This is a genomic window from Anaerostipes sp. 992a (assembly GCF_001940245.1).
Taxonomy (GTDB): domain Bacteria; phylum Bacillota; class Clostridia; order Lachnospirales; family Lachnospiraceae; genus Fimousia.
Genome location: NZ_MJIG01000006.1, coordinates 14,164 through 27,241, shown reverse-complemented (window position 1 = coordinate 27,241; position 13,078 = coordinate 14,164). Strand labels below are relative to the sequence as shown.

Genomic DNA, 13,078 nt, shown 5'->3' with positions numbered 1-13,078 from the left:
TGAACTAGGAGGAACAATTATGTCAACAAAAGCAAATTATACTCATGACGAAATCGGCGCTGGTAAGATCGGTTTTTCAAAAACACGTTCTATCATTGAAGCCGCTTTTTATGGAAACAATGTTCAGAAAGTAACTTCTTTAAAACAGGCTTATAATTTAGCAAAGAACTCTCCAGGTACTATCGTAACCGATATGCCTGTTTACAAAGGAGAAGAATTTGGTCTGGAAAAAGATGCAAAGGTATTACTATTCAATGACGGTTCTGTAACTGGCCGTTGTGCTGCTGCAAGACGTATTGCCGGTGCCAATGGTGTAGACACAGATGATCTGGATAAGAAATTAATGGATGCTGTCTATGATACCCGTTGGAAGACATTATACCATGCTGAAGTTATCATCGGACTTGACCCTGAATTCATGGTAAAGGCTCATCTTCTGATTCCGGAAGGAGAAGAGAACATCTTATACTCCTGGATGTTAAACTTCCAGTATTTCTCTTCTGGATATTCCAAAATGTATAAGGAATCCCGTCCGATTGCAAATGAACCAGATATCTACATCTTCTCTAATCCTCAGTGGTCTCATCCAGAGCATCCTCTGGGACTGACCTACTTCAACACAGATACAAACTGTGCTGCTTTATTGGGAATGAAGTACTTCGGAGAACATAAAAAAGGAACTCTGACCATCGGTTGGGCAATTGCAAACCGAAATGGCTATGCTTCCTGCCACGGTGGACAGAAAGAATATACACTTCCTGATGGAAGCTCCTATGTAGCTTCTGTATTTGGTTTATCAGGATCTGGTAAATCTACCATCACTCATGCAAAGCATGATGGCAAATATCCTGTAACCGTACTGCATGATGATGCTTTTATCATCAACACAGATACAGCATCTTCCATCGCTATGGAACCAACTTACTTCGATAAGACAGCAGACTATCCAACAGGATGTGAAGATAATAAATTCCTTCTGACTGCTCAGAACTGCTCTGCAACCATCGATTCTGAAGGTAAAGTCGTTCTGGTTACAGAAGATATCCGTAATGGTAATGGACGTGCCATCAAATCCAAATTATGGTCTCCAAACCGCGTAGACCGCATCAATGCTCCAGTAAACGGCATCTTCTGGATCATGAAAGACCCAACCATTCCACCATTGGTAAAATTAAATGGTGCCTCTCTGGCATCTGTTATGGGGGCTACTCTTGCAACAAAACGTTCCAGTGCAGAACGTCTTGCTCCTGGTGTTGACCCTAATAAATTAGTTGTAGAACCATATGCAAACCCATTCCGTACATATCCACTGGCTAATGACTATGAAAAATTCAAAAAGCTGGTAGAAGAACGTAATGTAGACTGCTATATTTTAAATACTGGCGAATTCATGGGCAAAGATATAAAACCAAAAGATACTTTAGGGGTTATCGAACAGGTAATCGAAGGAAAAGCAAACTTCAAGCCTTTCGGTCCAATCTCTGATATTGAAGTATTAGAATGGGATGGATTCATTCCTGATTTCGACGATCCAGAATATGTAGAAACATTGAAAGCAAGAATGCAGGATCGTGTTACTTTCGTAAAAGAAAGAAGCAAGAAAAAAGGTGGATTTGATAAACTTCCTGCTGATGCATTAGAAGCATTGGAAAAGATTCTTAGAGAATTAGAAGCATAATATGCTATAAATACCAAAAAGCTACAGTCTTTCGTACTGTAGCTTCAGACTGTAGACAAAGTCCCGGCGAAAGCCGGGCTTTTCTATGTTTACGACCGTTTTTCTGATATAATTGAAATATCAGAAAGGCGGTGTTTTTTATGATGACAAAAAATGCAGACAAAAAAAGGGAACAGATGATGATGTTCTGTATGGATGACATGGTTCCTCAAAACCATATGCTGCGTTTGATTGATAAAGCCATCGACTGGACTTTTATCTATGATCTTGTAGAAGAAAAATACTGTTCTGATAATGGAAGACCCAGCATGGATCCTGTTATGCTGATCAAAATTCCTTTTATTCAATACCTTTATGGAATTAAAAGTATGAGACAGACTATCAAGGAGATTGAAGTAAACGTTGCTTACAGATGGTTCCTTGGATTAGACATGATGGATCCGGTACCACATTTTTCAACCTTTGGAAAAAACTATACACGCCGTTTTAAGGACACAGATCTTTTTGAGCAGATCTTTGCAAAAATATTGGAAGACTGCATGAAATTTAAACTGGTGGACACCGATCAGATCTTTGTGGATTCCACTCATGTGAAAGCATGTGCAAACAGCAAAAAAATGCGAAAAAGAGTTGCACAGGAACAGGCCCTTTGGTATGAAGAGAAACTACAGAAGGAAATATCCAGGGATCGTGAAGCGCATGGGAAAAAGCCTTTGAAAGAAAAAGACAAAAATGATCCCCCATCCGGCAGCGGGAGCGGTGATAATACAAAGGAAGAAGAAATTCCAGAAGGAATTAAAACGCAGAAATGCAGTATCAGTGATCCGGAAAGCGGCTGGTTTCGTAAAGGCGAGCATAAACATGTTTTTGCCTATGCAGTGGAAACAGCTTGTGATAAACATGGCTGGATCCTGGGATACAGCATTCATCCGGGGAATGAACATGACAGCCGGACATTCAAAACACTTTATGACAAGATAAAGATCTATTCACCGGCTATGATCATAGCAGATGCCGGTTATCGTACACCAGCAATCGCCCATGAGTTGTTAGAAGATGGTATCGAGCCGCTGTTCCCATACAAAAGGCCAATGACAAAGGAAGGTTTTTTCCGAAAATATGAGTATGTATATGATGAGTATTATGACTGCTATATATGTCCGGAAAACCATATATTATCCTATCATACGACAAACAGGGAGGGTTATAGGGAATACGTAAGCTGCGGAGAAATATGTGCCAGTTGTCCAAATCTTCATAGATGTACGGAAAGCAAAGAACATATAAAAGTGATCACCCGCCATGTGTGGGAAGAATATATGGAGAAAGCAGAGGACATCAGGCATACACTTGGCAATAAACAGATATATGACTTAAGAAAGGAGACAATCGAGAGGATTTTCGGAACAGCCAAAGAGCAGCATGGATTTCGTTATACACAATACATAGGAAAAGCCCGGATGGAGATGAAAGCGGGGCTTACTTTTGCATGTATGAACCTGAAAAAACTGGCCAGGATACTGGCCAAAAGGGAAGAAAGAATCTCAACCATCCATAATATTTGGCGGTTATTAAAAGAAAAGTCATTTTTCAAAGAAAAGTGGTGCTGGAGATTATCTCCAGCACAAACTTTGTCTACAGTCTGAAGCTACAGTCTTTCGTACTGTAGCTTTTTTATCATTTTTATTTTGTTTATTCTACATTGACATGATTTCCAGCTGCCATCTCATCCGATACATGATCTCTTCGGCTTAGCATGAGACATAACTCGTCCAATACGATATGCACAGACTGATCAAACAGAGAGCTTAATAATTGTATGGACGTATTTCCCTGATCACCTTTTACCCTTCCCGGCACTTTAATCACACAATCTGCCAACTTTGCCAGCTCTGATTCTTCCTTGCTGGTCACTGCGATTACTTTTAATCCCAGCTTTTTAGCCGCAGCTGTATTGCTGACTGTATTTTTGGTCTTACCAGATCCGGAAATCGCCACATACACCTGATTCTGTTTTAATGCCGGTGTAATGGTCTCTCCCATGACATACGGCTGATATCCGATGTGCATAAGACGCATGGCAAATCCCCTTGCCTGAAACCCACTTCTTCCTTCCCCATCTACAAATATAGCATTATCTTTACTCAATAAATCCATTGCCTTTTCCAGCTGACTTTCGTCCAGTTTATCCATAACATCTTTGATTTCATTCATAATCTCATCAATCAATCTCATTGTAGTTCCTCCTTAAACCGTTCTAATACTCTCTCCATATCATTGGTCTTTGTAATAGCAGATCCTACGATCACCCATTCAATCTTTTCTTTTTTAATTTCTTTACAAGCCTCCAATGTAACTCCACCTGCTATGGAAATTCGTCTAACCTGAGGAAATCTCTTTTTAAATCTACGAATTTCTTCTACTGGATCTGATACACCACTTTTATCCACGGATGTATGGAGACAATATACCGCATTTTCAAAATCTGCGATTTCCTCAATTTTTTCTTCCGAACATTCTAGTAGATCAATAAGCATTGTCTTTTGGTAAGATTCGCTTACGTGGTAACACTTCTCTAATGTTTCTCTGGATGAATTTCCCATGACTGTTAAAATATCAAATCCCTGTTCATATCCCTGTTGAAACTCATAGACCCCTTCATCACATGTTTTTAAATCTGCCAGAAGAAGCGTATCCTTTTTATAATTGTTGAATTCTTTTAAAGAAAGCAATCCATAATCCTTGATCAGTGATGTTCCGATTTCAATAATATCCGTTTTTCCTGCAAAAATTCTGACCATTTCTTCTGCTTGGTCAAAGGAAACCCGATCAATGGCTGTTTGTAATTTCATAATACCTCCTAATTCTTTTTCTGGTATGTTTTTAAAAACTCTTGCAAATCACTAATTGTCGGCAATCCCTCATTATCGCTTAAATTCATTACCTGCATTGCTCCAACAGCATTGCCTCTTTCTAAAATTTCCTGATCATCCAGTCCTTCCAAAGTCGCAGAAATCACTCCCGCTGCGAATCCATCTCCTGCACCAACCGTATCCACAACCGGTACTTTAAAGCATACCTCTTCACTTTCCTTAAAAGATCCATCTTCTAGCTGCTCTTTGGAATAAGATCCTGATGTTCCAAGCTTTATCACTACTTTTTTTACACCCTGATTCAGATAAAAATCAGCAATTTCTTCTTTTGTCTGAAGTCCAGTAAATAACTTTCCTTCCCGGAACCCTGGCATTACAATATCACACATACATGCCAATTGATTGATCTCCCGAATCATTTCCTCCTCGCTATTCCATAACACAGGACGTGGATTGGGATCAAAAGTTACTGTCAATCCATTTTGATGAGCCATTTCAATCAACTCTTTTGTCATGTTCCGTGTTTCTTTATTTAATGCTGGAAAAATTCCTGTAACATGAAGTACCTTACTTCCGCTAAAATCTACATCTCGTAACATTTCTTTCGTGGCTTTTGAAGCTGCTGATCCTTTTCGAAAATAGATTACTTCCGGATCTCCGGCATCTACTTGATTTTTGATCTGAAATCCAGTAGGTGCTTCTGATGTCATCTTTACATAACTATCGTCAATCTGTTCCTTTTTCAAAAAATCTTTGATATATTCACCAAATGGATCCTCGCCAACCTGTGTCATATAAGAGACACTATGTCCCAACCTGGATAATCCCATTGCCACATTCAATTCAGCCCCTGCGATCATCTTTGTAAAATGATTTACCTGACTCAATGGTTCCTTCGTATCCGCTAAAAACATTACCATAGGTTCTCCAATTGTTAAAACTTCACACATACCTTTTTCTCCTTATTCTGCTTCCTTTACAACCTCAATTTGCTTTGTTACCTCTTTCATAGAAATTGGATATTCTAAAAACACTTTTACACTGTCATCCAATTTTCCGATCATAGATTTCCATGGAATGATGCCATTCTCTAGCATGACCGTTTCTGGTTTTTCATTAAAAAATGCAATATTTTTTAAATGAAAGATAGAAATCTGATCACTTAACTCCTCAAATGCCTGTTCAGGATCTTCCTTCTGCCAATACCAGTTTCCTAAATCCATCGTATAACCAATTGGCAGTTTAAATTTTTGTATTGTATCTATTGCCTCTTTCGTACACTGGAAGGTCCCATTTTCCTCTGTCTGATCATTTTCAATCGTAATGGTCATATCATACAGCTCTATGATTTCCTTTAATTTTTCTACCCCTTCCTTGGTAGCCTTATAAAGACTTCCAATATTAAATTTGACATTTTTTACATTCATGCATTTTGCTTCTTCTAAGTAAATACCCAATTGTTCATTGGGGCTGTCATTTTCCATGATTTTTTCTGGCACAGAATAGTAAAGATCCATATGTAAATTTTCTGCTGCTTTTGAAATCGCTATTCTCTCCGCCTCATCCAGAATGTATTCTCTTCTTACTTCTGCCAGTGAAATTCCCTGCTCTTTGATTGTTCTCAGCAGACTGCTCTGAGGCATACCTTTCTCCAGCTGTTCTTTATATACTAAAAGATTAATTCCTAATTCCTGTCTCATCTTACTGTTCTCCTGTCTTTAATGGTTTTCTTGTAAATCCTATGATCAATGCTGAAACGACCATTCCAATAAAAATAGCAACTAAATATAATAACTTCTGAGTCAATGCTCCCTCAACAACCGGTGTAACAAAGATTCCTCCGTGAGGTGCAGGAAGTGAGATCTGGAACAGCATCGCCAATCCGCCTGCTACTGCAGAACCAATGATTCCAGCCGGAATCATTCGAACCGGATCCGTAAGTGCGATCGGCATACAGCTTTCCGTAATAAAGCTTGCTCCTAATAAATAATATGTCTTTCCCTGAATCTGCTGATCTTTTGTAAACTTACTTTTAAACAACGTAGTTGCAAGTGCCACTCCCAGAGGTGGAACCACTCCTCCCACCATAGCTGCCGCCATTGGATAATAGTTTCCATTGCTGATTGCTGCTACTGCAAATGTATATGCCACCTTATTAATTGGACCACCAAGATCCACAGCCATCATTCCTCCAATTACCATTCCTGTCAGTACAAGATTCTTTGTTCCAAGTCCATCAATAAAGCCGGTCAACCCCTGATTCAGCCATGCCATTGGTACTGCAACAGCACACAGCATAACAATTCCAATGACAAATGTACTGATAACAGGAATGATCAAAAGTTTTTTAATACTTTGAAAATCTTCTGGGAAGTTGCTTAAAAGCTTATTTAACAATTTAACAAGATATCCTGCTAAAAATCCTGCAACAATTCCTCCTAGGAATCCACTTCCTGTACTTTTTGCAATCATTCCACCAATCATTCCCGGTGCCAGTGCATCCTGTCCTGCGATGGTATGTGCAATAAATCCTGCAAAAATCGGAATCATCAAAAGCATTGCATTCTCATGTCCAATTTCATAAAGCACCTTTGCAAATTGATTGACTGAATCATCTCCAATCCGCATTCCAAACATAAACGATATGGCCATTAAAATTCCACCGCCTGCTACAAATGGAATCATCGGCCGAAGCCCTCCCATCAGATCATCATACACTACACTTCCTATACTCTTTTTCTTTGATCCATCTTTCATTTTTCCCTTTTCCTCTTTCTTTATTCCCTTTTGGTTTACCGTTTCCGTTTATCGTTTTAGTTTACCGGTTAACTAACTTAACTTTATGATAATTCCAGGACTCACTTTTGTCAACCTGTCTTTTTAAATTTGGTGTTTTCCACAAAGAACTCCGTTGCAATCCCTATTTCTATCCCCTCTTTTTTATGCATTTTTACTAATACAAAAAGACACACGCAAAAAAATAAGGTCGTTACCCTAAAATTTAGTGTAACAACCCTGTCATCTCAAAAATGCTTGTGTATTCTTTGCTTATTTTAAATGTGTAGAATCATAACGGCAGATATCTGCCTTGATTTCACGATAAATAAACTCTCTTTTTTCTTTTTTCTCAATTCTTTGAAATAATAAATCAGCAGCTGATTCTCCCATCTGAAATGGATGCTGCTCAATGCAGGTGATTCCTGGTCCACTGTACTTTGCCCATTTTTCATCTGCAAAAGCACAAACTCCTACATCTCTTCCTATTTCCTGCTGCATATGATATAAATACGAGATAATTCTTCGCAATACTTCATCATTATTTGCAAAAAAACATGTTCTTGGATGAACGCTGATAATTTGGGCAAGCTTCGCCATAATATCCAGCTTCTTTTCTCCTCCAAGAACAATGATTTGTCCATCCAATTTATGATTGTCAGAAAGAAATCTTTCTACCGTTTCTTTTCGTGTTGCTCTCGTACTGATTCCTTCTACAGACTCGGTAAGAAATACGATATACTCCCATCCCTGTTTCTCTAATTCCTGCATCATCTCTATGCTAACTGCCTCATTATTGCTAACAACACTATCACAAAAAATCGGCTGATAAGTCCTATCCAGCAAAACAATGGGTTTATTTTCTTCCGATTGGGAAATTTCCTGTATATAATCCCGATTATTGCCTACAGAATTAATGATCACACCATCTACCTGCTCATTAAAAAAGGATTCAATATTCTTTTTTTCCTGAACCAGACTATTATCAGCGTCTGCGATCAACAGCTGGCATCCCCGCTTTCTACACTCTGCCTGTACTCCCTTGATCAGAAGTGAAGAAAATGGATTCCCTATATCTGCGATTGTAAAACCAATGCAATTTGATCGATCCGCTTTTAAATTCTGTGCAGCCCGATTAGGTCTATAATTGAACTCTTCAATTACGGTCTGTATCTTTTTTCGAGTCTCCTCAGACATAAATTCGTAATCCCCATGAAGATATCTGGAAACGGTTGTCTTAGATACTCCCACTGCTGCTGCCACGTCTGCCATTGTAGCTTTTTTTCTTTTTCGTACTTTCTTTTCCACTGTATTCACCTTAGATATTCTGCCTCTTTCTCAATGTCATATAGATTCTTTACTTCTCTAACTTCTCCGACATATGACTCAGCGCTTTCTGCAGAACTACTACTTCCTCATCGTCTAAATCTTCCGTCAGACGCTTCACGATCGTCTTATGATACCTCTTATGATGCTCATATGCCCGTTCTCCAAGCTCGGATAAAGAAATAAAGACAACCCTTCTATCCTTCTCACTTCGCCTTCGGACCACATATCCTTTTTTCAGCAGATTATTAATGGCAATCGTCAGCGTACCTACTGTAATATTAAGAATAGATGCAATCTTCGACATATTCTTAGGTTCATCCATGCCGATGGCTTCAATGATATGCATATCATTGACAGAAATATTCTTAAATTCGCCTACGATCAGCGCACTCTCTTCTTCCTGCATAATGTTATTAAATATATTTACCACCAGTTTATTGATGTTTTCCTTATTCTGACTCATATCTCACCGTTCTATCCTGTTCTGTTCCAACACTCTTTCATTCAATACCCACCCAGGCATCTCTTTGCAATATTATAACATAGGGATTTTTCAGTGTATACCCAAAAAAAGTGCTCTAACAGGGAGATTTTCCCCATTAGAGCTCCATATTTTTCTTTTATTTACATTTTTTCAAAAGAGATTCCCATCTTCTATCTACTTCCTTCTGAAATTCTTCCAGAAGATGTTCATTGCCCTTTTTAAATAAATGTTTGAATCTTCCCTGTGGCCGTAAGAAATCTTCAATTGGCAGCTTTTTCTTTGGTTCATAACTTAAGTAGTACTCCCCTTCTACTACTTCAAACAGCGGCCAATAGCAGGTTTCCACTGCCAGATTACAGATATCCATAATATCCGGCGTATGATATCTCCATCCACGAGGACATGGAGCCATAATATTCAAAAATGCAGCTCCCTTTGTATAAATAGCCTTTTCCGCCTTGATATGTAAATCCTTAAAATTCTGTACAAAAGTGGTCTGGGCTGCGTATGGAATATCATGTTCTACTAAAATATTCGTCAGATCCTTTCGATTCTGTGGCTTTCCACTGCTGACAGATCCAACCGGTGTTGTTGTTGTATCTGCATACATTGGTGTGGCAGATGATCTCTGGATCCCTGTATTCATATAAGCACCATTATCATAGCAGACATAGACAAAATCATGATTTCGCTCTACCGCTCCAGATAAAGACTGAAATCCAATATCATAGGTTCCGCCATCTCCACCAAAAGTAATGAATTTATAAGTCTCGTCCTCTTTTAATTTTCCTTTTCTTTTTAATGCATTGTAGGCACCTTCTACTCCACTGATGGTCGCACCCGCATTTTCAAATGCATTATGAATATAGCTGTCCTTCCATGCTGTATATGGATACATAAAGGTAGATACCTCCATACATCCAGTAGCATTTCCGATTACTGCATGGTCTCCTTCATGAAGGGCACGCAATACATTTCTTGCTGCAATGGTTCCGCCGCAACCAGCGCACATTCTATGTCCTGGAGCAAGACGTTCTGGTCTGCTCATGATTTCTTTAAAATTATAACTCATGTTTCCTCTCCTATTCTCTGACACCCATATAACGGTATGTATCGCCTGTTTCCCCTGTTGCTGCGATTTGTTCTAAGGTCTCAAATACCTGTTCCATATCTTCCACCCGAACATCTCGTCCGCCTAAACCATATACATAATTAATTGCATATGCCTGAGAACGGTTTCTGAACAATGCTGCCATAACCTCTGCTCCCAAAGGTCCACCATGATCACTGAAGCTGTCTGCACGGTCCATCACTGCCACCGCCTTTACATTTTTCAAAGCCTCTGCAATTTCTTCTGCAGGGAATGGGCGGAATACACGAAGCTTTAATAAACCAACCTTTTTGCCCTGCTCCCGCATCTGATCGATCGCATCCTTTGTGGTCCCTGCTGCAGATCCGATCATAACAACTGCATAATCGGCATCTTCTAATCGATATTCTTCAAATAATCCATATTCTCTTCCAGAAATCTGTGCAAATTCCTTTGCAACATCTAAGATCACCTGTTTGGAGTTTTTCATAGCTTCTGCCTGTGCACGTTTGGCTTCCATATAGAAATCTGTGACAGAATATGGTCCTACTGCTGTTGGGCATTCCGGATTTAACAAGTAATTCTCCGGTTCATATTCTCCTACAAAGTTCTTCACATCCCCATCGTCCAATAATTCAATATTTTCAACCGCATGACTGGTGATAAATCCATCCTGACAGATCATGATCGGCAGACGAACATCCTGATGCTCTGCAATGCGAAAGGCCTGTACCATATTATCATATGCTTCCTGATTATTTTCTGCATAAATCTGAATCCAGCCAGAATCTCTGGCTCCCATAGAATCCGAATGATCACAGTTAATGTTGATCGGCCCGGATAATGCACGGTTTACCAAAGCAAGTGCTACCGGAAGACGGTTGGATGCTGCTACATATAGCTCCTCCCACATCAAAGCCAATCCACAGGAGGAAGTCGCAGTCAGGCTTCGTGCACCTGCTGCAGATGCCCCAATGGCAGCACTCATGGAACTGTGTTCACTTTCTACTGGGATAAATTCCGTATCCACCTGTCCATTTGCTACAAAGGAGGCAAAATACTGAGGAATTTCTGTAGAAGGCGTGATTGGAAACGCTGGAAATACATCCGGGTTAATCTGACGTAATGCGTAGGACACTGCCTCATTTCCTGATAAACGATCTCTCTTTGCCATTTTATAATCCCTCCATTTCGATTGCATCAAACGGACACACCTTTGCACAGATTCCACAACCCTTGCAATGTTTTAAGTCAACCTTTACCCGTTCGTTTTTATTTACCGGAATCGCACTATCTGGACATGCCTGTGCACACAATAAGCACTGTCTGCAGTCTTCTTCTTTTACATGAGGCTTTACGGATGTCCATTCTCCGGTATTAAATTCTTCTGATGTTCCGCCGGCATGAATCATCATTCCTGTAGTCAGATCCTGCCATCTTGCAGTCAATGTTAATTTACTGATATCTGTTGCCATTATTGAACCTCCTCTAATGCCATGGAAAGTGCTCTCATATTTCCTTCGATTACTTCCGGCTTACTTGCAAATTTGTGCTGGAAGGATGCTCTCATCTCATTTAAGAACAACTCTTCATCCATCAATCCAGTTACCTTTACAATTGCAGCCAGCATTGGGGAGTTTGGAAAATACTTTCCTAAGCAAGCTACAGATACCTTGCGGGCATCAATCGTATATACTTTCCCTTTATATCCTTTTAAATGAGGGAGAATCTCTTCTTTTGGTTTCGCCGTGTTGATAACGATGGCTCCTTCTTCCTTTAATCCTTTTGTTACATCTACCGTTTCCAACAATGTTTCATCTACTACCACAACATATTCTGGATCATAGATATTGGAATGAACCCGGACAACTTCGTCACTGATTCTGTTATATGCGGTAATCGGTGCACCCATACGTTCTGGTCCATATTCCGGGAAACCCTGCACATATTTACCTGTCTGGAATGCAACATCCGCCAGTAACAGTGCTGCAGTTTTGGCTCCCTGGCCGCCACGGCCATGCCATCTGATCTCTACACAGTTTTTCATCTTCTCTCTCCTTATCCTTTTCAATTTCTTACCATTTTTTGCATGTGAGCAAATCCGATTATACCAAAATTCTTTTCATGTTACAAATGAATTATATTCATTTCACTTTTTATTCTTTTAATGATTTCGTTCTATCGTCTTTCTTTGAAAAGAAAAATCATACCCTTACTTAAGAAAATACAGCCTGCCCAATCAAAATACTGGCTATGGTCCCAGCCATCATACTAAGCAATGCCCCCGGCAATGTCCATCTTGTTTTTTTAATCCCAACATACATAAAATAAACTGACATGGTATAAAACACCGTTTCGGTAGAGCTCAGGATCAGGGATGCTGTAAATCCAATCAGGGAATCCGCACCATATTCCTTATAAAGATCCAGAAGAATTCCGGTGGCGGCAGAAGAGGAAAACAGCTTTGCCACCACCACCGGAATGACTTCAACAGGAAACTTCACCGCCTCTCCAATTGGCCTTAATACCGTTAACATTACCTCCATGGCACCTGAAGTACGAACCATGTTGACCGCCATGAACAGACCGATCAATGTTGGAGCAATCTCCAATACAATTTTAAATCCTTCTCCCACCCCCTTTAAAAACTCCTGATAAACATCCTGCTTTTTTCTCCATCCATAAAAAACAATCATAAAAAAAAGAATGGGGATCAAGCTGCTAGAAATATAGGAAATCATATACTTTCTGCCTCCTGCACTTTTACTGTAATTTATGTACTTACTATGTTTTTTTATTACAAAAAAACTATCTGATCGGATGTAGAATGCGAACACTTCTACATCCAA

At 39.5% G+C, this 13,078-nt stretch carries 14 protein-coding genes; 2 read left to right on the top strand and 12 right to left on the bottom strand.

The features are described from left to right. Positions 1-19: 19 nt before the first annotated feature. Together BHF69_RS13105 and BHF69_RS13100 are read left to right on the top strand one after the other, a co-directional pair. Positions 20-1,678, top strand: a complete 1,659-nt coding sequence (locus tag BHF69_RS13105; RefSeq protein WP_075672366.1) for a phosphoenolpyruvate carboxykinase (ATP) — start codon at positions 20-22, stop codon at positions 1,676-1,678. A 140-nt stretch (positions 1,679-1,818) separates the two neighbouring features. Continuing rightward, on the top strand, positions 1,819-3,324 hold the full coding sequence (locus tag BHF69_RS13100) for an IS1182 family transposase (protein ID WP_075669054.1): 1,506 nt from the start codon (positions 1,819-1,821) through the stop codon (positions 3,322-3,324). 46 nt (positions 3,325-3,370) lie between these two features. Here the strand turns inward: BHF69_RS13100 and hxlB are convergent, their stop codons facing one another. From hxlB to BHF69_RS13040, 12 genes are all read right to left on the bottom strand, one after another. Next, positions 3,371-3,913 (bottom strand): 6-phospho-3-hexuloisomerase, encoded by a 543-nt coding sequence (gene hxlB, locus BHF69_RS13095; protein ID WP_075672364.1) that lies wholly within the window; start codon positions 3,911-3,913, stop codon positions 3,371-3,373. After that, positions 3,910-4,530: an orotidine 5'-phosphate decarboxylase / HUMPS family protein gene (locus tag BHF69_RS13090; RefSeq protein ID WP_075672362.1), complete on the bottom strand. Its 621-nt coding sequence runs from the start codon at positions 4,528-4,530 to the stop codon at positions 3,910-3,912. Before BHF69_RS13090 ends, hxlB begins: the two co-directional genes overlap by 4 nt. Positions 4,531-4,538: 8 nt before the next feature. Next, positions 4,539-5,501, bottom strand: a complete 963-nt coding sequence (locus BHF69_RS13085) for a sugar kinase (RefSeq protein WP_075672360.1) — start codon at positions 5,499-5,501, stop codon at positions 4,539-4,541. A 12-nt stretch (positions 5,502-5,513) separates the two neighbouring features. Then, complete coding sequence (locus BHF69_RS13080) at positions 5,514-6,251, bottom strand: sugar phosphate isomerase/epimerase family protein (protein ID WP_075672358.1); 738 nt, start codon at positions 6,249-6,251, stop codon at positions 5,514-5,516. A gap of 1 nt (position 6,252) precedes the next feature. Further along, positions 6,253-7,308: a PTS fructose transporter subunit IIC gene (locus BHF69_RS13075; protein ID WP_075672356.1), complete on the bottom strand. Its 1,056-nt coding sequence runs from the start codon at positions 7,306-7,308 to the stop codon at positions 6,253-6,255. Positions 7,309-7,599: 291 nt separating this feature from the next. Next, positions 7,600-8,634, bottom strand: coding sequence for a LacI family DNA-binding transcriptional regulator (locus tag BHF69_RS13070; RefSeq protein ID WP_143249562.1), 1,035 nt, complete (start codon positions 8,632-8,634; stop codon positions 7,600-7,602). A 49-nt stretch (positions 8,635-8,683) separates the two neighbouring features. Then, positions 8,684-9,118, bottom strand: coding sequence for a MarR family winged helix-turn-helix transcriptional regulator (locus BHF69_RS13065; RefSeq protein ID WP_075672354.1), 435 nt, complete (start codon positions 9,116-9,118; stop codon positions 8,684-8,686). Between the two features lie 157 nt (positions 9,119-9,275). Then, entirely contained in the window at positions 9,276-10,211 is a 936-nt protein-coding gene (locus tag BHF69_RS13060; protein WP_075672352.1) for a thiamine pyrophosphate-dependent enzyme, read from the bottom strand. Between the two features lie 10 nt (positions 10,212-10,221). Continuing rightward, positions 10,222-11,403, bottom strand: coding sequence for a pyruvate ferredoxin oxidoreductase (gene porA / locus BHF69_RS13055; protein WP_075672350.1), 1,182 nt, complete (start codon positions 11,401-11,403; stop codon positions 10,222-10,224). Position 11,404: 1 nt separating this feature from the next. Then, positions 11,405-11,704, bottom strand: a complete 300-nt coding sequence (locus tag BHF69_RS13050) for a 4Fe-4S binding protein (protein WP_075672348.1) — start codon at positions 11,702-11,704, stop codon at positions 11,405-11,407. Beyond that, positions 11,704-12,276 (bottom strand): 2-oxoacid:acceptor oxidoreductase family protein, encoded by a 573-nt coding sequence (locus BHF69_RS13045; protein WP_075672346.1) that lies wholly within the window; start codon positions 12,274-12,276, stop codon positions 11,704-11,706. The genes BHF69_RS13050 and BHF69_RS13045 overlap by 1 nt, the downstream gene beginning before the upstream one ends. 169 nt (positions 12,277-12,445) lie before the next feature. Next, positions 12,446-12,970 carry a spore maturation protein gene (locus BHF69_RS13040; protein ID WP_075672344.1) on the bottom strand — a complete coding sequence of 175 codons (525 nt, stop codon included), beginning with the start codon at positions 12,968-12,970 and terminating at the stop codon, positions 12,446-12,448. Positions 12,971-13,078 lie beyond the last annotated feature (108 nt).

What these genes read in the sequence shown, in the direction of transcription:
- BHF69_RS13105 (WP_075672366.1), top strand. Translation starts at nt 20, where the DNA reads ATGTCAACAAAAGCAAATTATACTCATGACGAAATCGGCGCTGGTAAG.
- BHF69_RS13100 (WP_075669054.1), top strand. Translation starts at nt 1,819, where the DNA reads ATGATGACAAAAAATGCAGACAAAAAAAGGGAACAGATGATGATGTTC.
- hxlB (WP_075672364.1), bottom strand. Translation starts at nt 3,913, where the DNA reads ATGAGATTGATTGATGAGATTATGAATGAAATCAAAGATGTTATGGAT.
- BHF69_RS13090 (WP_075672362.1), bottom strand. Translation starts at nt 4,530, where the DNA reads ATGAAATTACAAACAGCCATTGATCGGGTTTCCTTTGACCAAGCAGAA.
- BHF69_RS13085 (WP_075672360.1), bottom strand. Translation starts at nt 5,501, where the DNA reads ATGTGTGAAGTTTTAACAATTGGAGAACCTATGGTAATGTTTTTAGCG.
- BHF69_RS13080 (WP_075672358.1), bottom strand. Translation starts at nt 6,251, where the DNA reads ATGAGACAGGAATTAGGAATTAATCTTTTAGTATATAAAGAACAGCTG.
- BHF69_RS13075 (WP_075672356.1), bottom strand. Translation starts at nt 7,308, where the DNA reads ATGAAAGATGGATCAAAGAAAAAGAGTATAGGAAGTGTAGTGTATGAT.
- BHF69_RS13065 (WP_075672354.1), bottom strand. Translation starts at nt 9,118, where the DNA reads ATGAGTCAGAATAAGGAAAACATCAATAAACTGGTGGTAAATATATTT.
- BHF69_RS13060 (WP_075672352.1), bottom strand. Translation starts at nt 10,211, where the DNA reads ATGAGTTATAATTTTAAAGAAATCATGAGCAGACCAGAACGTCTTGCT.
- porA (WP_075672350.1), bottom strand. Translation starts at nt 11,403, where the DNA reads ATGGCAAAGAGAGATCGTTTATCAGGAAATGAGGCAGTGTCCTACGCA.
- BHF69_RS13050 (WP_075672348.1), bottom strand. Translation starts at nt 11,704, where the DNA reads ATGGCAACAGATATCAGTAAATTAACATTGACTGCAAGATGGCAGGAT.
- BHF69_RS13045 (WP_075672346.1), bottom strand. Translation starts at nt 12,276, where the DNA reads ATGAAAAACTGTGTAGAGATCAGATGGCATGGCCGTGGCGGCCAGGGA.
- BHF69_RS13040 (WP_075672344.1), bottom strand. Translation starts at nt 12,970, where the DNA reads ATGATTTCCTATATTTCTAGCAGCTTGATCCCCATTCTTTTTTTTATG.